We start from the raw sequence: 19,788 nt of genomic DNA on the forward strand, positions 1-19,788 counted from the left end.
ACAGGATGAAAATCACCGCTATTGAAACGGTGCAGCTTCCGCACCTCAATAATATCTTGTGGGTGCAAGTGCATACCGACGAAGGTATCGTCGGGCTTGGCGAGACTTTCCGCGGGGCAAATGCGGTTGCGGCCTATATTCACAGCGATGTTGCGCCGCTGCTCCTCGGCCAGAACCCGCTGGAGATCGACCGTATCTCCAAGCTGCTTCTGGAGCCCTATGTCGGTTTTCGTTCCTCAGGCGTGGAAATCCGAGCAGCGTCGGCCATCGACATCGCGCTTTGGGATATTTTCGGCAAGCTGACCGGCCAGCCGATCCACCAGTTGCTGGGCGGCCTGTCGCGCCCGTCGATCCGCACCTACAATACCTGCGCCGGTTACACCTATAACAAGAGCGGCGCGCGCCGCTATATCGGCGATGCCGATGAGGCGAAGGAGGGCCCCTACGAGGACCAGCTTGCCTTTCACAGGGATGCGGGCGCGCTTGCCGAAAGCCTCCTGTCGGAAGGCATAACGGCCATGAAAATCTGGCCCTTCGATCCGTTTGCCGTCGCTTCCGGCGGGAACTTCATCCATGCGGGTGATCTCGACAAGGCGCTGCAACCGTTCCGCCAGATACGCGATGCGGTCGGCGACCGGATGGAAATCATGGTCGAGTTCCACTCCATGTGGGATCTCACATCGGCGCTGGCCATCGCGCGCGAGCTGAAAGCCTTCCGGCCATTCTGGTCGGAAGATCCGATCAAGATGATGAACCCGCAGGCGCTGGCCATCTATGCGCGACAGTCCGGCATTCCGGTCTGCGCCAGCGAAACCATGGCGACGCGCGCGCAATTCCTCGATGTGCTGCGCGCCGATGCTTCCGACTATGTGATGCTCGACATTTCATGGTGCGGCGGGCTTTCGGAAGCCAAGAAGATCGCCACCATGGCCGAGGCATTCCAGCGCCCTATCGCGCCGCATGACTGCACCGGCCCGGTGGTGTTTGCTGCCTCGATCCACCTGTCGCTCAATGCGCCGAATGCGATCTATCAGGAGTCGGTCCGCGCCTATTACACATCCTGGTATCGCGATCTGGTGACGGTGATGCCGCGCATCGAGAACGGCCTGATCTACCCGTTTGAAGGCGTGGGGCTTGGACTGGAACTCTCCGGTTTCGTGCTCGATCACCCCGACGTCATCCGCAGAAAGACGGAGGCTGGATGATGGGGCCGTTTCGCTGCATAGCCGATATGCGCGGGCAACTGATGGAAAGCCCGGTCTGGGATGACCGCAGGCAGACACTCTTTGCCTGCGATATCGAGGCGGGCCGCATATATGAAATCGACCTTGACCGGGGTCCGCTTCGCGAATGGTCTTTCGCAAGCAAGGTGGCAAGCTTCGGATTGACCGAAAGCGGGCGGCTTGTCGTGGCGCTTTCGCGCGAGGTCATCCTGTTCGATCCCGAAACCGGCAATCGGGAAACGCTATGGTCTGCCTTTGAGGAGCCCGCCACCTCTCGCCTCAATGACGGCAAGGTCGGTCCCGATGGTGCGTTCTGGGTCGGCAGCATGGATGGCCGTCCCGAGCGGGAAACTATCTCGCGGCTCTATCGGGTGACCGGAAATGGCGATGCATCCGTGAAGGCCGAGGGTTTCAGGATTTCAAACGGCCTCGCCTGGACGGCGGACGGCAAAACCATGTTCCACACGGATTCACGCGGGCCATGGATCGACCGCTACGACTTCGATCCCGAAACGGGCGGCATCAACGGGCGCAAGCGCATCCGCGATCTCGATGAGCAGGCCGGCAGGCCGGATGGCGGTGCCTGCGATGCCGAGGGCGCTTATTGGAGCGCGGGCGTATCGGCGGGCGTTCTGAACCGCTTCGACCGTGACGGCAATCTGCTGGAAAAACTCCCGGTGCCGGTTCCGGCCCCGACAATGCCCTGCTTTTGCGGACCGGACCTGACGCTTCTGGCCATCACCTCGCACCGGCAGGTGCCGGAAGCGGCCTTGATTGCTGCGCCCCTGTCGGGCGGCGTGCTTCTGGCCGGGGCTTCGGTTGCCGGTGCCGCGGTGCACCGGATGAGGGGCGTGTGACATGACCGCCCGGATGCTTTCAAACATTTGTATTTCTCCCGAAAGCCGCTCCGCGCCTTCGGGATGTGCTTTGATCGGGAAGGTATGAAATGACCAGAAAAACCTATGGTGATCTGCGTTCGGCGCGCTGGATGCTGCCCGATGACCAACGTTCGTTCGGCCATCGCTCGCGCACCATGCAGATGGGATACGATCCGGTCGACTGGGAAGGCCGTCCGATTATCGCCGTCATAAACACATGGTCCGAGGCGCAGCCCTGCCACATGCATTTCAAGGATCGTGTGGAATGGGTCAAACGCGGCATTTTGCAGGCGGGCGGCTTCCCGATGGAATTGCCTGCGTTGTCGCTGTCGGAAAATTTCGTGAAGCCGACAACCATGCTCTACCGCAACATGCTGGCGATGGAGACCGAGGAGCTTTTGCGCTCGCATCCGATCGACGGCGCGGTGCTGATGGGCGGCTGCGACAAGACCACGCCGGGCCTCGTCATGGGCGCGGTCAGCATGGGATTGCCGTTCATCTTCCTGCCTGCGGGGCCGATGCTGCGCGGCAATTATGCCGGTAAATATCTGGGCTCCGGCACGGATGGCTTCAAATATTGGGACGAACGCCGCGCAGGCACGATCTCGAAGGAGGAATGGCAGGGGATCGAGGGCGGCATCGCCCGATCCTACGGCCATTGCATGACCATGGGCACCGCATCGACCATGACCGCGATTGCCGAAGCCATGGGCCTGACGCTTCCCGGCGCGTCGTCCATCCCGGCTGCCGACGCCAATCACCAACGCATGTCCACGCAATGCGGTCGCCGCATCGTGGAAATGGTCTGGGAAGACCTGACGCCGGAAAAGATCATGACGCCCGCCGCGATAACCAATGCCGTCACGGTCGCGATGGCGACCGGATGCTCGACAAACGCCATCATTCATCTGATCGCCATGGCGCGACGGGCTGGCGTGCCGCTGGAGCTGGACGATCTCGACCGCATCGGCCGCACGACGCCGGTCATCGCCAATATCCGGCCCTCCGGCACCACCTATCTGATGGAGGATTTCTATTATGCGGGCGGGCTGCGGGCATTGATGAAGCAGCTTGGTGGCAAGCTCGATCCGTCCGCGATAACCGTGACCGGCAAGCCGCTCACCGACGGTCTGGAGGATGTCAAAATCTGGAATGAGGACGTGATCCGTCCGCTTTCCAATCCGGTCTATCACGAGGGTTCGCTCGCGGTGCTGAAAGGCAATCTCTGCCCGGACGGCGCGGTGATAAAGCCTGCGGCCTGCGATCCGCGCTTTCACCGTCACAAGGGACCGGCGCTTGTGGCCGACAGCTACCCGGACCTCAAGAAAATCATCGACGACCCCGACTATCCGATGACGCCGGACACGGTGCTGGTGCTGCGCAATGCCGGTCCGCAGGGCGGGCCGGGAATGCCGGAATGGGGGATGATCCCCATGCCGAAGGCGCTGCTTAAGCTTGGCCTGCGCGATATGGTGCGCATTTCGGATGCGCGCATGTCGGGAACCAGTTTCGGCGCTTGCGTGCTGCATGCCGCGCCTGAATCCTTCATCGGCGGGCCGCTCGCCCTCTTGAAGACCGGCGACATGGTGGAACTCGATATTCCGGCGCGCAGCCTCAACATGCTGGTTTCGGAGGCGGAACTGGCGGCGCGGCGCGCAGCCTGGCAGTCCCCGCCGCCCAAATATGAGCGCGGCTACGGCTTTGTCTTTTCCAAGCATGTCGAGCAGGCCGACAAGGGCTGCGATTTCGACTTCCTGAAAACCGATTTCGGCCGTCCTGTCGACGAACCGGTCATCTTTTGAGAGGCAGCGCCAATGTCAGAATACGTGCTTTCCGATGAAACGCGGGCGAAGCTGAAGGCGGTTTCGACGGCTTCCGTCGCGACCGCGCTTTACAAGCGCGGCCTGCGCAACCAGTTCATCCAGGGCGTGCTGCCGGTGGCGCGCAAGCGGGAGAACATGGTCGGTCAGGCCTTCACGCTGCGCTATATCCCGGCGCGCGAGGACCGCAATCCCATCACGGTTTTCCGCAATCCGGACCACAAGCAGCGCGTCGCGATAGAAACCTGCCCGCCCGGTTTTGTGCTGGTGATGGATGCGCGCAAGGATGCGCGCGCGGCGACCGCCGGGTCGATCCTGGTGACGAGGCTCGCCCTGCGCGGTGCTGCGGGCATCGTCTCGGACGGCGGCTTTCGCGATGTGAGCGGGATTGGCGAACTCGACATGCCCGCCTATTGCGCCAAGCCGTCCGCGCCGACCAATCTGACGCTGCATGAGGCGGTGGACATCAACGTGCCGGTCGCCTGCGGCGATGCGGCGGTGTTTCCCGGCGATGTGCTGGTGGGCGATGCCGATGGCGTCATGGTCATTCCAGCGCATCTTGCCGATGAAATCGCCGCCGAATGCACGGCCATGGAAACCTATGAGGATTTCGTGCTGGAAGAGGTGCTGAACGGCGCCACTATTGTCGGCCTCTATCCCTGCACGAAGGAAGAAACCGAGCGCAAGTTCCAGAACTGGCGCGAAAAGAAGGGCCGTTGATAGAGCATTTCCGGCAAAAGTGCGAAGCGGTTTTGCGTTGGATAATGTGCCAAAGCGATGAAAGGGAGGCATTGCGCCTCCCTTTCATGCATTTTGGACTGCTTTTGGCTTAATAAAGCACGTTCTTGGCTTCCGGCTGGTCGATATTGTCCTTGGTGACGACAACGGCACCCGTGTCGACGAATTTCTCGACCTTTTCCTTGTTCAGCACCTTCAACAGAGTTTCGATGCCCTTTTCGCCCATCTGGTAGGAGCCCTGGACGACAATGCCGTTGAGCGTGCCGTCCTTGACGAATTCCTGCAAATCCTGATTGCCGTCGAAGCCGATGGCGGTCAGCTTGCCGGACTTGCCTGCCTGCTTGATCGCGCGGCCCATGCCGATGGCGGTCGGTTCATTGGCGCCAAAGATGCCGACGAGATCGCCATTGGCCGCCAGAACGTCGGTGGTCTGGTTGAGCGCGGTCGCCATCTGCGACTGCGAGTAATAGGGGCCGACGATTTCCAGCTTGGAATTGGCCTTGATATAATCCACGAAGCCGCCGACGCGGCCGATTTCGGAACCTGCACCCGCGACATAGGACATGACGGCGATCTTGCCGGTGGTGCCTGCCTTGTCGATCAGGGCCTTGGCCGCGGCTTCGCCAGCCTTGCGGTTATCGGTGGCGAGGAAGGACTGGTAATATTTGTCGGCGCCATCGGCGAGCTGCGAGTCGATGATGACGACCGGAATGCGGGCTTCCCATGCCTTCTTCACGGCAGGCGTCAGCGCGTCCGGGTCGGAAGGCGCGAGCAGGATCGCATCCACTTTGCGGTTGACGGCATTTTCCACCATGTTCACCTGATCGGCGATGGCCGATTCAGCCGCCGGACCCTGGAAGGTCATGGTGTGATCCTTGGAATCCTTGATCGCCGCTTCGGCGCCCTTCTGGACATTCTGCCAGAAAGTCGAATTCACGGTCTTCACGATCACGGCGATTTCGCCCGCCGAAGCGCCTGCCGCTCCTGCTAGCACAAAGGCCGAAGCCATCAATGCAGACACCAGTTTACGCATGTTTTCCTCCTGTTATCGAGCTCTTGGCTCTACCCTTGCCGGAATGCTCCGCATTCCGTCTCCCCTGTCAGCGGCGGTTGCGCATCTGGTCGATCCATACGGTGACCAGAATGACAAGGCCGATGATGATCTGCTGCGTGAAAGCGGAAATGCCGTTCATGTTGAGGCCGTTCCGCAGGATGCCGATGACGAACGAGCCGATGAAGGTGCCCGAGATCGTGCCGACGCCGCCGATGAGCGACGTGCCGCCGATGACCGCGCTCGCAATGGCGTCAAGCTCATAGGCGACGCCTTCATTGGGCTGCGCGGTGACGAGGCGGGACATCAAAACGCAGCCCGTCAGACCTGCCAGCGTGCCGGAAACGATATAGGTGAAGGCCGTCACGCGGGCGACATTGACGCCGGAAAGCCGCGCGGCTTCCGCATTCGAGCCGATGGCATAGATGTGGCGGCCAAGCACCGTGCGGTTCAAGACGAGTGCGGCCGCAATCGCGATCACGATCATCAGCACCACCGGGTAGGGGATGCCGGGGAAAGTGACGACCGGAAAGCCCTGCTCGTCGATGCTCTCGATGCGGAACAGCGAGCCGTTGCCGAGCACGCCGAAGGATTCGCCAAGGCCGGAAACAGCGCGCGCGCCGGTGATCTGGAGCGCGACGCCGCGCGCGATCAGCATCATGCCAAGCGTGGCGATGAAGGGCGGCAGCTTGAGCCTGGTGATGACGAAGCCGTTGATGAGGCCGCAAAGCGATCCCGTCAATATGCCGAGCAGCATGGCGAGCGGGATCGGCAGCGACAGCTCCTTGACCGCAAGTGCGGCCACCACGCCCGCAAGCGCCAGCACGGAGCCGACCGAAAGATCGATGCCGCCGGTGATAATGACATAGGTTGCGCCGATGCCGAGCAGCGCGATGGATGTCACCTGCAAGGCGATGGTCATCGCATTGTTGACGGTCATGAAAGCGCTGCTGGTGACGGAAAAGATCGCCGCCAGAATGATCAGGCTGCCAACAGCCGCAAACTTCTGGATGATATCCTTCTGGCGGTCGCTGAGCCCTTTGGATTTTGCCGTCTGCTGGGGCTTGTCCGTGGTGATTTCGGCCATTACTGCGTCCTCATTTGTCCTGCCGGCCCCGACCGGAGGCATAGGTCATGATTTCTTCCTGCGTTGTCGCAGCCGTGTCGAGGACTGCGGTGATGCGTCCCTCGTGAAAGACCGCCACGCGGTCCGAAAGTCCAAGAATTTCCGGCAGTTCCGAGCTGATCAGCACGATGCCGATGCCTCTTGCGGCCAATTCGTCCATGATCTGGTAGATCGCGAATTTCGCGCCCACATCGATGCCGCGCGTCGGCTCGTCGAAGAACATGATGCGCGGCTCGCGGAACAGCCATTTGCCGATGATGATCTTCTGCTGGTTGCCGCCCGAAAGGAGGCGGACGGGCTGGGCCAGCCCCGGCGTCTTGATGTTGAGAAGATCGACATAGCGTTGACTGGCCTGCCGGTGGCGCTCGAAATCGATGACGCCATAGGAACTGCTGACCGCTTCCATATTGGCCAGCGTCAGATTGGCGTCGACAGGCATCTTGACGGCGAGCCCCTGCGCCTTGCGGTCTTCCGACAGATAGGCAATGCCCGCCTCGATGGCGTCGCGCGGGCTTGCGATGGAAAGCGTTTCGCCCTCAAGCACGATTGTTCCCGCATCGTGCGGATCGGCGCCGAAGATGGCGCGCGCCACTTCGGTCCGTCCCGCGCCCATCAGCCCGGCAAAGCCGAGGATTTCTCCGCGTCGCAGTTCAAAGCCGATATTCTCGAAAACACCGTCCCGCGTCAGCCCGGCGACGGAGAACATCACTTCTTCCGTCGGCTTGCGCGTCGGTTCGGGAAATTTCTCGTCCAGCGAGCGCCCGACCATTCCGGCTACGATTTCATCGACGGTGACGTCGTGGAAATCCTTGGTCCAGACGTAGCGCCCGTCGCGCAAGATGGTGACGCGGTCGACAATCTCCGCCATTTCGTCGAGGCGATGCGAGATATAGACGATGCCGGTGCCCTGCGCCTTCAGTTCCCGGATGACCCTGAACAGAAGCTGCGCTTCCTGTTCGGTCAAGGAGGAGGTCGGCTCGTCCATGATGAGGACGGAGGCATTGAGCGACAGCGCCTTGGCGATCTCGACCATCTGGCACTGGGCGACCGAAAGGTTCAGGACCTGCGTCGACGGGTCGATCTTTACGCCAAGCCGGTCGAGGCAGCGCTGCGCGTCTTCCTTCAGCTTGCGGCGGTCAACGAAGAAACCGCGTTTGGGCTCGCGCGCAAGATAGATGTTTTCGGCAACGCTCAAGTGCGGAATGAGGTTCAGTTCCTGATGGATGATGGCGATGCCTGCGGCTTCCGATTCAAGCGTGGAGCCGAAGCGGACCGGCTGGCCGCGATACTGGATCGTCCCGCCATCGGGCTGATAGACGCCGCTGACGATCTTCATCAGGGTCGATTTGCCCGCGCCATTTTCACCGCAGACGGCATGAACCTCGCCCGCCCGCAATTCAAAGCTGACGTTCGACAGGGCCTTGACGCCCGGAAATTCCTTGGAAACGGAATCCAGCTTCAGCAATACAGGCGCAGCATCCGCGCGCGCTGACGCTAATCCTCCCATCGCGCTTCCTCCTCGCGCAAACTTTCGTCAACTATCGACAGAAGAAGTAGAAGGCACTCGGTTTCTGGTCAAGCCAATTTTGCGGGGCTAGCAAAAAACTCGTTTGGATATCAGGGTGCGGCCCCGAATTGCCGCCGCCAGCCGTGATTGGCCTGACCAGACGCCGCTTTCTCCGTTTGCCGGCATTCCGGAAACGGGCCCGGAAGAAAGCGCATCATGACTGTAATTCAGGCAAGGCCGTAGTATTTTATGCGGCCGCCTCTGGAAAGAGGGGGCTTTCCTTTCTATCATTATATTCCGATTATCTGATCCTGAGGGGCAGTTTTGTATTTTGAAATAATTACGGTCGTGCTGTTGACCATCCTCAATGGCGTTCTGGCCATGTCGGAACTCGCAGTGGTTTCATCCCGACCGGCACGGCTGAGGGTAATGGCCGACAAGGGCAGCCGCGGCGCCCGCATGGCTATGGAGCTTGCCGATAATCCAGGCCGTTTCCTGTCTACCGTCCAGATCGGCATTACGCTGGTCGGCGTTCTGTCGGGCGCGTTTTCCGGCGCGACATTGGGCGCCCGCCTGTCGGGCTGGCTTCTGGGGCAGGGCATATCGCCAGCGCTTGCGGATGCGCTGGGCGTCGGCTCGGTCGTCGTGGTGATCACCTATCTGTCGCTGATTATCGGCGAACTCGTGCCGAAGCAGATTGCGCTGCGCGCACCGGAGGCGGTGGCAAGCCGCGTCGCCCCGACCATGACGCTGTTGTCGAAAATGGCTGCGCCGCTCGTCTGGCTTCTCGATACGTCGGGCCGTCTGGTGCTGAAGCTGCTCGGGCAGTCCGGCAAGTCGAGCGACGGCGTGACCGATGAGGAGATCAAGTCCGTTCTTGCCGAAGCGCATAGCGCCGGCGTGATCGAGACCGAGGAATCCCGCATGATCGCGGGCGTTATGCGCCTGGCGGACCGCACGGCGCGCGGGTTGATGACGCCGCGCATGGATGTCGAAATGGTCGATATAGAAGACAGTTTCGATGAAATCCGCGAGCAACTGCAAGGCACCAGCCGTTCACGGCTGCCGGTGCGCGGCGAAGATTCCGACGAGGTGATCGGCGTCCTGCAAGTGCGCGACTTCTTCAACCAGCTCTCGTCCAAGGGCAGCGTCAATCTGCGCGAGATCGTCCGCGACGTTCCCGTCGTGTCGGATTTTTCCGATGCGCTGGACGTGGTGGAAGCCATTCGCGGCACCCCGACGCATATGGTGCTCGTCTATGACGAATACGGCCATTTTGAAGGCGTAATCACCGCGGGCGACGTGATCGAGGCCATTATCGGCGCCATGCAGGAGGAGGACCATGTCGAGGAAAAGGCAATCGTGCGCCGGGCGGACGGTTCCTACCTCGTCTCCGGCTGGATGCCCATTGACGAGTTCTCGGAGTTCCTGCGTTTCCAGATCGATGATGAGGCGGAATACAACACCGTGGCCGGGCTGGCGCTTGAGGAATTGAAGCATCTGCCGGATGTGGGCGAAACCTTCGTCAAGAACGGTTGGGTATTCGAGATCGTCGACCTTGACGGACGCCGCATCGACAAGCTGCTGCTGACGGCGGAAGAACCCGCGACCGAGTAGAACGGGCCATCAATCCCTCCCGTTTAGAACGGCGGGACGGGAAATGCCCCGGTGGTATGCCCCATCCGCCAAAGTAGCTGATTGATCGGCTGGACCATTGGCATTTTAGATAAAGTGCATGTTATACTTGGCAATTGGGGGAAGTTTTCTGCATTCCTTTCCGGCCGGGGACAAGGGGGCGTCCTGATCGGAAAACGCTGAACGTGCTCTGGCCGGTGGTTGCATATCGATGGGGTCGAAAACTGCATATTGGCTTCAACTGGTCAGGTCGGCATATGGCAGCCACGACAGTCCGATAGCCGACAAGATACTTGCGGACCAGCTCGGGGAGATTCGCGAGGGCGCGCGCTTCTCGATGCCCATCAGTACGGTTCTTTCGGGCCTCATTGTGCTGGTCCAGAGCGCCGCTGGGCATTTCTGGGAATCGATCGTCTGGTTCGCGCTGGTCAATATCGTCAATGCGCTGCGCCTCTTCGAGGCAATTGCCCATAACCGCGGCGCGGCGCCGGTCGGGGACGTCGCGGACTTGCAGCGCCAGATCAGGCGGTTCCAGCTTCTTGCCGCCCTGTCCGGCTTTTTCTGGTCCGGAGTCGCCGTGTTTTCGAGCGGGTTGACGGACCCGCAATCGCCGGTCTACCTCGTCATCCTCGCTGGCATCTGCGCGGGCGCCGTCACCTACGGTTCGTCCTATGCTTCGGTTGCGATCAATTTCATCACCCCGCCGCTTGTGGTGACGGTGGTATGCCTGGTCATGCAGGCCGACCTGCAACATGGCGTGATCGCCGTTTCTGTGGTGCTGTTCTGGTGCGGGCTGACCCGGGGCGCGCTTCTGGGGCAGAACCGTTTCATCCAGACAAGCAGGCTGAAACACGAGGCCAAGCAACTGGCCGACGAAATGGCGCTCAAGTCGCAGGAGGACCCGCTGACCGGCCTCTTCAACCGGCGCGGGCTGGAAACCTCCATCCGGCTGTTTCCTGTCGCGGACGGACCGTTCATCGTCATGCTGATCGACCTCGACGGGTTCAAATCCGTCAACGACACATACGGACACAAGGTGGGCGACGATCTCCTGGTCGCCATCGCGCGCCGTATCCGGCAGATTTCACCCGAGCGCTCCGTGCTGGCGCGCATCGGCGGCGACGAATTCGTGCTTGTCTATCCCGAACCATCGGCGAAGATCGAGGCGGGGCTGGTTGCGGCGCGCATCATCGGCAGCCTGAGCGCCCATTATGAGGGTATCCTGTCGGTCGAGATCGGCGCCTGCGTCGGCATCTGCCGGCTGGAGCGTCTTGACCCGGTTGAAATGCTGCTGCGCGCCGATTTCGCGCTTTATGCGGCCAAGAAGCGCGGCCGCAACGAATATTACTTTTTCGAGAAGCGACTCCAGCATGAATGGGAGCGCAAGCAGAGCATCGAGCGTGATCTGCGCATCGCCATCGAGACCGGGCAGATACAGGCCTATTTCCAGCCGGTGGTGGAGCTTTCCAGCGGAAACATGGTGGGCTTCGAGGCGTTGCTGCGCTGGGACCATCCGCAGCACGGCGCAATCGCACCGCCGGAAATCATCGATGTCGCCTGTGAAGTGGGCGTGGTGCGGCAGCTCACAAAGAACGTCTTCTTCAATTGCTGCGAGATGATCGACAAGCTGACCGAAAGGGGGCGCAGCGACCTGACGGTGGCCATGAACCTGTCGCCGCGCGAAATGGCCGGAGGCCGGATCCCGCATGAAATCCTGTCCCAGATGGAAAGGCGCGATCTGCCGATTTCCATGCTGGAAATCGAGATTACCGAAGAAGCGCCGTTCGACCAGCGCGGCATGAATGACAGTCTGGACGCGCTGTCGAATGCCGGCGTTTCCATCGCGCTGGACGATTTCGGCACCGGCTTTGCGACTTTTGCCTCGCTGAAAAAAGGTCTCATCGACAAGATCAAGATCGATCAGGTGTTCGTGCGCGGCATCGCGGAGTCGGAAGGCGACCAGCACATCGTGCGGGCGATGGTCGCATTGGGCGACGCCCTCGGCGTCAAGGTAACCGCCGAAGGCATCGAGACGGAGGAGGACCGCGAGATGCTGTGTCAACTGGGCTGCAACAGCGGGCAGGGCTTCCTGTTCGCCCCCGCCCTGCCGATGGGCATGGCGCTGGACGCGCTTGCCCGCTCCGACGCGCGGCTTGACCAGGCCGTACGGTGAAGCTTTAATTTTCTCGCTTTCTTCCCAACCGGTTTTCGCTTGCGAGGGCGGGTCAGGGACAGAAAATGCCGAATTTGTCTGGAGGGAGGAATTTCATGGCAGGCGACGACGATGCTTCGAAGCTTATTGACGGGCGCATCGCCGAACTCGGCGACTGGCGCGGCCAGACGCTTGCCAGAATGCGCGCGCTCATAAGGCAGGCTGATCCCGACGTGGTGGAGGAGTGGAAATGGCTCGGTGTCCCGGTCTGGTCGCATGACGGCATCATCTGCACCGGCGAGACTTACAAGAAGGTCGTGAAGCTGACTTTCGCTCATGGCGCGGCGCTCGACGACCCGGCTCATATCTTCAATGCAAGCCTTGAAGGTAATATGCGCCGGGCGATTGATATAAGCGAGGGTGAAACGATCGATGAAAGCGCCTTCATTGCGCTCGTTCAGGCCGCCATCGCGCATAATCAGGCCAAAAAGGCGCGGAAGAAATCGAGGGCGTCAGGCTGAATCTTCCAGAATACCGGAAAGCCCGCCGAAAACGGCCGCCGCCCGTATGACGGTCGACCGTACCCGATGTCACTCAAACCGACCGGGTCAGTCCGCCATCCACGCGCAGGTTCTGGCCGGTGATATAGGCTGCGCCGTCCGATGCGAGGAAGGCGATTGTCGCGGCGATTTCCTCGCTCTTGCCATAGCGCTGCATCGGAACGCTTGCGCGGCGCTCTTCCACCTTGGGCAGGCTGTCGATCCAGCCCGGAAGAACATTGTTCATGCGGATATTGTCGGCGGCATAGGTGTCGGCGAAAATCTTGGTGAACGAGGCAAGCCCGGCGCGGAACACCGCCGAAGTCGGGAACATGGCGCTCGGCTCGAAGGCCCATGCGGTCGAGATATTGATGATGACGCCGGATTTCTGCTTCTGCATTGTCGGCACGACAAGGCGGGACGGGCGCACCGCATTGAGGAAATAGGTATCCATCCCCTTGTGCCAGTCTTCATCAGTGATGTCGAGGATCGGCGCGCGCGGACCATGGCCAGCACTGTTGACCAGCACGTCGATACGGCCCCATTTTTCCAGAACCGCGTCCACGAGGCGCTTCAGGTCGTCATTCGACTGGTTTGAGCCGGTGACGCCGATGCCGCCCAGTTCCTGCGCCAGTGCTTCACCCTTGCCGGAGGATGAAAGGATTGCGACCTTGAATCCGTCTTGCGCCAGCCTGCGTGCGGCGGCTGCGCCCATGCCGCTTCCGCCAGCCGTCACAATCGCTACTTTTTCTATTGTCATGATGCTTTCCTTTCCGGGAAAGGTCGCACAAGACGGCGACCGTCAATAACCATTCCTTGCAGTTATAATCGAGAACCATTGTCCTGACGAACGATAATGCGTAACATCAGGCAATAGAAAATCTATCGGGCTTCAATCATGAAAAGACTTCCCTCGCTCAATGGCCTGCGCGTGTTTGAAGTCGTCACCCGGCATCTGAACTTCCGTCTGGCGGCGGAGGAACTTGGCGTGACGCAGGCGGCGGTGGCCCAGCAGATACGCGGCCTTGAGGCGGAGCTTGGGCTGAAACTCTTTGAGCGCCAGCCGCGCACGCTGGTCATGACCGAACCGGCCCGCGCCTATATCGCCAGTGTGCGGCGGGCGTTCGACCTGCTTTCGGAGGCGACCGAAATGCTGCGCCCCGAGCCGCAGCATCTGACTGTCAGCGTGACGCCGACCTTCGCCTCGAAATGGCTGATCCCGCGGCTGGCCGAGTTTACGCGAGCGCATCCCGATATAGAATTGCGCATCGTCGCCAGCGACAAGGTTGCCAATTTCCAGACCGATGCCGTCGATCTCGCGGTGCGTTATGGCGAGCCGCCATTCGGTCCGGGGCTGAATGCGGAGCTGCTTTTCCAGCATGTGATTGTCGCCGTCGCAAGCCCGGTGCTGGTCGCAAGGCTGGGCGATCCGGGCCTGCCGGAAAATCTGCAGCGCTATCCGCTGCTGCACGATGCGCATAATTTCTGGCCGCGATATCTGGAAAAGGCTTTTCCGGGCGGCGTGTCGGCTTCGCCGAAGAACACCCGCTTCAACCAGACTTCGCTTGCCATCGATGCGGCAATTGCCGGGCACGGGCTGGCGCTGGCAAGCCGCTTTTTCGTGGAAAAGGATATTGCGGCGGGCAGTCTTGTTCAGGCGCTGGCCACCGAATTGCGGGTCGGCGCGGATTTCTATGCGGTTTCGCTGCGAAAGCCGCGCCATCCGCAATCCGTGGAGGCGGTGAAGGATTGGCTGAAAAGCGCATCCCGAAAAGTGTGAAACGGTTTTCGGATGAGATGCGCGCAGAAACAAAGCGCATCCCGAAAAGGCGCGAGCGCATCAGGTTGATGGTTCGGGCACTTCCAGCCGGGTTTTCTGGCTGCGTGTCGGTATGGTGATGCAGACAAGGCAAGCCACAACCAGAACCACGCCGAGCCAGCCGGTGGCGGAGAGCCTTTCACCCACGATCACTGCCGCGAAAAACGCGGCCACCACCGGCTCGAACAGCGTCAGCGTGGTGGCGACGCTCGTTTCGACCCGGCTCAAACCATAGCCGAAGCAGACATAGCCGAGAAACATTGTCACGAAGGCCATATAGAGCCCCACCGCAGCATTGTTCCACGAGGCGAGAAACGGTCCGCCGGTCGCGATCAGAACCGGCATGAGCAACAGTCCGCCAACGCCGAATATGGCACCCATGGCGGTGGTCGAGGCCATGCCGCCCTGCATCATCTGGCGCGCGCATGAGGAATAGACGGCATAGGTAAGGCCCGCCACAAGGCCAAGCAGCGAGCCGGTCAGGGTGGCGCTTCCGGCGGCATGGGTGCCGCCGTCCTCCGACAGGCTGAGCATCATCATGCCGATAATGCCGATGATTGCACCAGCCAGCCAGCGCAGCGACGGACGAAAGCCGCTTTGCCTGTATTCGACTGCCGCCGAAAGAAGCGGGGCCGACCCGAGCGAAATGACCGTGCCGATGGTCACGCCTGCAAGCCGCATCGACGCATAAAAGGCGAGCGGATAAAGGGCGACGCAGATTGCGCCCAGCAACAGCCCGCGCCATTGATGGGCGAGCGCCTTTCGCGACCTCGCGATGCCGCGCCAGGCGATTGCCGCCTGCGCCAGCCCGCCAAGCCCCATGGCGGCGGCGCCGATTGCCACCGCGCTGACTTCCGGCGCGAAGGTCGCTGCCGTTCCGGTCGTGCCCCAGATGGTGGACGCGACGAGGATAGCGGCCACGCCCAGAAAATAGTCCCTTGATGATTGCATTTTACCCCAGCTGCAAAACTGTAGCCACCATCGCCCGGGCTTCCCCGAGGCGGGCGCTGTTTCCCTCAAGCCCTGCGCGCATGATTGCTCCTTCCAGTATGAAGGAAAGCTGCACGGCCAACTGGCTGACCCGTTCCGGATTATCGGGGATCAGGCCGTTCAGATGCTCCACAAGCAGGTGCTCCACCTGTTCCTTGTGTTTTCTGACCGCTTCCCGTCCGGGGTCGCCAGCGGGCAGTTCTGCTGCCGCATTCAGCAGGCCGCAGCCGCGAAACCCGTGTTCATAAGCGAATTCCGCGTGATCGCGATAAGCGTCGAAGATGGCCAGTATTCCGTCCATCGGGCTTGCTGCCTGTTCGAGCCGCTTTTCATAGAGGCCAAGCCATTCGGCGTGGCGGTGCTCCAGATAGGTGGCCACCAGCTCCGCCTTGGAGGCAAAGTTGTTGTAGAGGCTCTGCTTCGCCACGCCTGCGCGCTGGATGATCGCATCGATCCCGGTGGCCGAAATGCCTTCGTCGTAAAACAGTTCCGCCGCCGCTTGCAGAAGCCGCTCGCGTGCCGGTCGTGAACTTGTCGTTGCGGAATCGCTCATAAAACACTGTCCAGATGATTAGGTAGACCAGTCTACCTAATCAGAGGATGGAGTCAATCGGGAGATGAGCCGAAAGTGGATGCCTTGACAGGGGAAGAGGTTCTCAGCCGGTTTTGGTTTTGACCCCTTGTCCCGTGGGAGAGATTCACGTATCGGCTATGTGAGGCAGATGGAACGGGAGGTCGTCCGGTGCCGCAGAGAATTTCCCCCCTCGCGCCCTTCCAATACAAAACATTCCGGGCGCTGTGGTCAGCTACGCTGGTTTCCAACCTTGGCGGTTTGGTGCAGACGGTCGGCGCTGGCTGGATGATGGCAACCATCGCCCATTCGGACGACATGGTTGCTTTGGTGCAGGCTTCGACAACCTTGCCCGTGATGTTTTTTTCGGTCGCAGCCGGTGCCCTGGCCGATAATTTCGACCGCCGCCGCATCATGCTGACCGCGCAGGTCCTGCTCCTGTTCATCTCCGTCGCGCTGGCGGCTTTTGCCTATCTCGGCATCCTGACGCCGTGGATGCTGCTCGGCTTTACGTTCCTGATCGGGTGCGGCGGGGCCTTGCACAATCCTTCATGGCAGGCGTCGATGGGCGATATCGTGCCCCGCACCGATTTGCCTGCTGCGGTGGCGCTCAACAGCATGAGCTTCAATCTCATGCGCAGCATCGGTCCTGCCATCGGCGGTATCATCGTTGCGGCGGCGGGTGCGGCTTTTGCCTTCATTTTCAATGCGTTCAGCTATTGCGCGCTTATTCTGGCACTGTGGCGGTGGAAGCCCGAAACGGTCAAGCCGACCCTGCCGCGTGAAACGCTGGGACCCGCGATGATGGCGGGGCTGCGCTATGTCGCCATGTCTCCGAACCTCCTGAAAGTGATGTTTCGGGGCTTCCTGTTCGGCTTGTCCGCGATCGTCATTCTGGCGCTCCTGCCGCTCGTCGCGCGTGATCTTATTCATGGAACGGCGTTGACCTACGGCATCATGCTCGGTTTCTTCGGGCTTGGCGCCATTGGCGGCGCGCTGCTCAGCGCCCGGCTGCGCGAGCTTCTCGGCAATGAATGGCTGGTGCGCGGCGCATTCATCGCTTTCGCGGTGAGTTGCGGCCTGCTGTCGATCAGCCGGAACATGTGGTTGAGCTGCATTTTCCTGCTGCCTGCCGGTGTTTCATGGGTTCTGGCACTGTCGCTGTTCAATGTCACTGTGCAGCTTTCCACGCCGCGCTGGGTGGTGGGCCGTGCGCTGGCGCTTTACCAGACCGCGACCTTCGGCGGCATGGCAGCGGGAAGCTGGCTCTGGGGTGCCGTGGCGGACGAATATAGCGTGCCGGGCGCGCTTCTGGCTGCCGCTGCCGTGCTCGTTTTCGGCGCGCTGATCGGACTCCTGCTTCCGCAGCCCGAGTTCGAATCCCTCAACCTCGATCCGCTCAACCGTTTCAGCGAGCCGCAGCTTCGGCTTGATCTTCGTTCGCGCAGCGGCCCGATCATGATCATGGTCGATTACAAGATCGCGCAGGAAGATGTTCCTGCGTTCCTTTCCGCCATGGCCTTGCGGCGGCGGATGCGCATCCGCGACGGCGCCCGGCAATGGGTGCTGCTGCGCGATCTGGAAAACCCGGAAACCTGGACGGAAAGCTATCACGTGCCGACCTGGGTCGAATATGTTCGCCATAACCAGCGCCGCACCCACGCCGATGCGGAAGTGTCGGAAAGGCTGCTCGCCTTGCACAAGGGAGACAAGCCGCCGCTGGTCCATCGCATGATCGAAAGGCAGACTGTGCCGGTCCATGACGACATGCCTCTGAAGGCGCATCTGGACCTGTCGTAAACGCCGTTTTCAAATTGAGGCAAAACCGGAATTTGCACCGATTCAGCATCGAAACGACGTTTTTGGAAGGAAAGCCCGCGTTATTCGCACCGAATTTTGTGGCGAAGGACGGATTATTTTGTGGCAAAATAAAGGCTAGAAGCCCAAACGCTCGCGCAGGGCTTTTCGATAGGATCGCGAAACGGGCCACGATTGATCGATGCCGCGCATCCTGACCAGCCATTTGTCGGTCGTGCTTCTGTCTATGTCCGAAACATGGACGACGTTTATGAATGTCGTGCGGTGGATGCGCAAGAAGATGCTGACCGGAAGAATGCCGACCCATATGCCAAGCGGCCGGGAATCGAGAACGGTGGAACCGTCGCCAAGCCATATCTCGCTGTAATTGCCCGCCGAACGGACCCCGATTATCTCCTCCGGTGAAACCCCGCGCATGATGCCGCGTTTGCTGACATAGATCACCGAGGTCGGGTCGGGTTCCTCTTGCGGGGCAGGCTCGTCTTCGGTTGTCGCATATCTGGCCTGTGCGATCAGGCTTGCGCACTGGAACATGGCCCTGATTTCGGCGCGCGACCAGCGTCTGGCTTCAACGGTCGTGTCGAAGCCGATGATCCCGCGCAGCCGATCGCGATGAAAGAGGGGAATGCTGAGAATGCTCTGGTTTCCCTGCCGCAAAAACTCCGCCTGCAAGGCGCGGGCCGTGCGCGGCAGCCCGCGGACGTCATGCACCGCAACGGCCTGTCCATTGGTCAGATAGCGGTGCAGCCATGCAATCAGCGTGGTGGGAACTTCCTGAAGCTCGGAAATATAGGGCGTTGTGCCGCCCTTGCACCATTCATGCGTATTGCGAAACCGCAGGAGATCGGGCGCATATTCGATCATCCACGCCCTGTCCGCCCTTGATGCATTGCCGACGACGGCAAGAAATTCCGAGATGGCGTTCCCGACAGGTTTCCGGAGCAGATGCAAAGCACAGAGATAGGGCCAGTCGAGCGCCGGTGCTTCCGCGCACTCCCTTTCGGAATAGATCCGGTACGCCCCAACCGTGCTATCCAAGCCGCCTCCCAAGATGTTGCGTGATCGAAATCTCTCGTCTCAATAAAAGCCGGGTAGTATATTGATTATAATTGTCCGCTATTTGCAATGGAATTGATGCCGTCGATGCAACCATCGCCGCGAGCCGATAAATAATTCTTCGGTGAATGCAATTCGTAAGGGAGAAGGCGCAGAGCCGGTCAAAAGCCGGAAAGCCCCAAGAAGCCTCGGTATGTGTGGTGATAGCATAATCATACCGAGGCTGCGCATTTGCCTGATTCCGCCGAAGCGGTGCGCCAGACCAGATTAATGATCATTGCGACAGAAAGAAGTCTTACTTTGCAGGCCCGGGGAATGGCTGTGGATCAATTAATCTGGACCCGGATTAATTTTATATCGCACCCATTTTATTTCAGATACTTCACGCCGTGCCTTTGACCGGTCTTGCGTTCAGCCGATATCTTCGACCTGATCGAGATACTGACCATAGCCCTCCGCTTCCATCCGGTCCTTCGGAATGAACCGAAGCGAAGCGGAGTTGATGCAGTAGCGAAGGCCACCGCGATCTACCGGGCCGTCAGGAAAGACATGACCCAGATGGCTGTCCCCATGGGCCGAGCGCACTTCCGTTCGCACCATGCCATGTGAAACATCGGTCAGTTCCGTGACATTGGCGGGTTCGATGGGCTTTGTGAAGCTGGGCCAGCCGCAATGGGATTCATATTTGTCGGCGGAGGCGAAAAGCGGTTCGCCGGAAACGATATCGACGTAAATCCCCGGCTCCTTGTTGTAGAGGTATTCGCCCGTCCCTGGGCGCTCGGTGCCGTTTTCCTGCGTGACGCGATATTGCTCAGGCGTGAGCCTGGCAATTGCTTCGGGGTTCTTGCTATAGGTCATGATGTGG

General features: G+C 60.5%; 17 protein-coding genes. 9 read left to right on the forward strand and 8 right to left on the reverse strand.

Annotation, left to right across the window (positions count from 1 at the left end; all coding sequences use genetic code 11):
• The first annotated feature begins 5 nt into the window (after positions 1 to 5).
• From F9K78_RS13680 to F9K78_RS13695, 4 genes are all read left to right on the forward strand, one after another.
• Positions 6 to 1,205, forward strand: coding sequence for a mandelate racemase/muconate lactonizing enzyme family protein (locus F9K78_RS13680; RefSeq protein ID WP_121985195.1), 1,200 nt, complete (start codon positions 6 to 8; stop codon positions 1,203 to 1,205).
• Positions 1,202 to 2,080, forward strand: a complete 879-nt coding sequence (locus F9K78_RS13685; protein ID WP_121985194.1) for an SMP-30/gluconolactonase/LRE family protein — start codon at positions 1,202 to 1,204, stop codon at positions 2,078 to 2,080. The genes F9K78_RS13680 and F9K78_RS13685 overlap by 4 nt, the downstream gene beginning before the upstream one ends.
• An 89-nt stretch (positions 2,081 to 2,169) precedes the next feature.
• Positions 2,170 to 3,903 (forward strand): L-arabinonate dehydratase, encoded by a 1,734-nt coding sequence (gene araD, locus F9K78_RS13690; protein WP_121985193.1) that lies wholly within the window; start codon positions 2,170 to 2,172, stop codon positions 3,901 to 3,903.
• A 12-nt stretch (positions 3,904 to 3,915) separates the two neighbouring features.
• Positions 3,916 to 4,641: a ribonuclease activity regulator RraA gene (locus F9K78_RS13695; RefSeq protein WP_121985192.1), complete on the forward strand. Its 726-nt coding sequence runs from the start codon at positions 3,916 to 3,918 to the stop codon at positions 4,639 to 4,641.
• A gap of 109 nt (positions 4,642 to 4,750) precedes the next feature.
• Here F9K78_RS13695 and F9K78_RS13700 read toward each other — a convergent pair whose 3' ends face one another.
• The 3 genes from F9K78_RS13700 to F9K78_RS13710 form a co-directional block, all read right to left on the reverse strand.
• Positions 4,751 to 5,692, reverse strand: a complete 942-nt coding sequence (locus F9K78_RS13700) for an ABC transporter substrate-binding protein (RefSeq protein WP_121985191.1) — start codon at positions 5,690 to 5,692, stop codon at positions 4,751 to 4,753.
• A 67-nt stretch (positions 5,693 to 5,759) separates the two neighbouring features.
• A complete protein-coding gene (locus F9K78_RS13705; RefSeq protein ID WP_063620495.1) occupies positions 5,760 to 6,797 on the reverse strand; it encodes an ABC transporter permease in 1,038 nt (345 codons plus the stop codon).
• Between the two features lie 10 nt (positions 6,798 to 6,807).
• Complete coding sequence (locus F9K78_RS13710; protein WP_122066562.1) at positions 6,808 to 8,343, reverse strand: sugar ABC transporter ATP-binding protein; 1,536 nt, start codon at positions 8,341 to 8,343, stop codon at positions 6,808 to 6,810.
• A 324-nt stretch (positions 8,344 to 8,667) separates the two neighbouring features.
• On the opposite strand from F9K78_RS13710, the gene F9K78_RS13715 reads away from it, so the two are divergent.
• The 3 genes from F9K78_RS13715 to F9K78_RS13725 all read left to right on the forward strand — a co-directional run bounded on the left by F9K78_RS13715 (position 8,668) and on the right by F9K78_RS13725 (position 12,651).
• Positions 8,668 to 9,960 (forward strand): hemolysin family protein, encoded by a 1,293-nt coding sequence (locus F9K78_RS13715; protein WP_121983676.1) that lies wholly within the window; start codon positions 8,668 to 8,670, stop codon positions 9,958 to 9,960.
• A gap of 229 nt (positions 9,961 to 10,189) precedes the next feature.
• The gene (locus tag F9K78_RS13720) at positions 10,190 to 12,151 is read left to right on the forward strand and encodes a putative bifunctional diguanylate cyclase/phosphodiesterase (protein WP_151682238.1); all 1,962 of its coding nucleotides are present in this window, start codon (positions 10,190 to 10,192) and stop codon (positions 12,149 to 12,151) included.
• Positions 12,152 to 12,246: 95 nt separating this feature from the next.
• Positions 12,247 to 12,651, forward strand: coding sequence for a DUF1801 domain-containing protein (locus tag F9K78_RS13725; RefSeq protein WP_121983678.1), 405 nt, complete (start codon positions 12,247 to 12,249; stop codon positions 12,649 to 12,651).
• 73 nt (positions 12,652 to 12,724) lie between these two features.
• Here F9K78_RS13725 and F9K78_RS13730 read toward each other — a convergent pair whose 3' ends face one another.
• Positions 12,725 to 13,429 (reverse strand): SDR family oxidoreductase, encoded by a 705-nt coding sequence (locus tag F9K78_RS13730; protein ID WP_121985188.1) that lies wholly within the window; start codon positions 13,427 to 13,429, stop codon positions 12,725 to 12,727.
• A 138-nt stretch (positions 13,430 to 13,567) separates the two neighbouring features.
• On the opposite strand from F9K78_RS13730, the gene F9K78_RS13735 reads away from it, so the two are divergent.
• On the forward strand, positions 13,568 to 14,449 hold the full coding sequence (locus tag F9K78_RS13735) for a LysR substrate-binding domain-containing protein (RefSeq protein WP_151682239.1): 882 nt from the start codon (positions 13,568 to 13,570) through the stop codon (positions 14,447 to 14,449).
• Positions 14,450 to 14,509: 60 nt separating this feature from the next.
• Here the strand turns inward: F9K78_RS13735 and F9K78_RS13745 are convergent, their stop codons facing one another.
• Positions 14,510 to 15,439 (reverse strand): DMT family transporter, encoded by a 930-nt coding sequence (locus F9K78_RS13745; RefSeq protein WP_121985185.1) that lies wholly within the window; start codon positions 15,437 to 15,439, stop codon positions 14,510 to 14,512.
• A 1-nt stretch (position 15,440) separates the two neighbouring features.
• Positions 15,441 to 16,031: a TetR/AcrR family transcriptional regulator gene (locus tag F9K78_RS13750; RefSeq protein WP_121985184.1), complete on the reverse strand. Its 591-nt coding sequence runs from the start codon at positions 16,029 to 16,031 to the stop codon at positions 15,441 to 15,443.
• A gap of 189 nt (positions 16,032 to 16,220) precedes the next feature.
• Between F9K78_RS13750 and F9K78_RS13755 the strand changes: the two genes are divergently transcribed.
• The gene (locus F9K78_RS13755; protein WP_121985183.1) at positions 16,221 to 17,849 is read left to right on the forward strand and encodes an MFS transporter; all 1,629 of its coding nucleotides are present in this window, start codon (positions 16,221 to 16,223) and stop codon (positions 17,847 to 17,849) included.
• 135 nt (positions 17,850 to 17,984) lie between these two features.
• Here the strand turns inward: F9K78_RS13755 and F9K78_RS13760 are convergent, their stop codons facing one another.
• Together F9K78_RS13760 and msrB are read right to left on the reverse strand one after the other, a co-directional pair.
• Positions 17,985 to 18,905: a LytTR family transcriptional regulator DNA-binding domain-containing protein gene (locus F9K78_RS13760; RefSeq protein WP_121985182.1), complete on the reverse strand. Its 921-nt coding sequence runs from the start codon at positions 18,903 to 18,905 to the stop codon at positions 17,985 to 17,987.
• A 429-nt stretch (positions 18,906 to 19,334) separates the two neighbouring features.
• Positions 19,335 to 19,781, reverse strand: coding sequence for a peptide-methionine (R)-S-oxide reductase MsrB (msrB, locus tag F9K78_RS13765; protein ID WP_121983686.1), 447 nt, complete (start codon positions 19,779 to 19,781; stop codon positions 19,335 to 19,337).
• Positions 19,782 to 19,788 lie beyond the last annotated feature (7 nt).

This window comes from Brucella pseudintermedia (assembly GCF_008932435.1).
Classification (GTDB): domain Bacteria; phylum Pseudomonadota; class Alphaproteobacteria; order Rhizobiales; family Rhizobiaceae; genus Brucella; species Brucella pseudintermedia.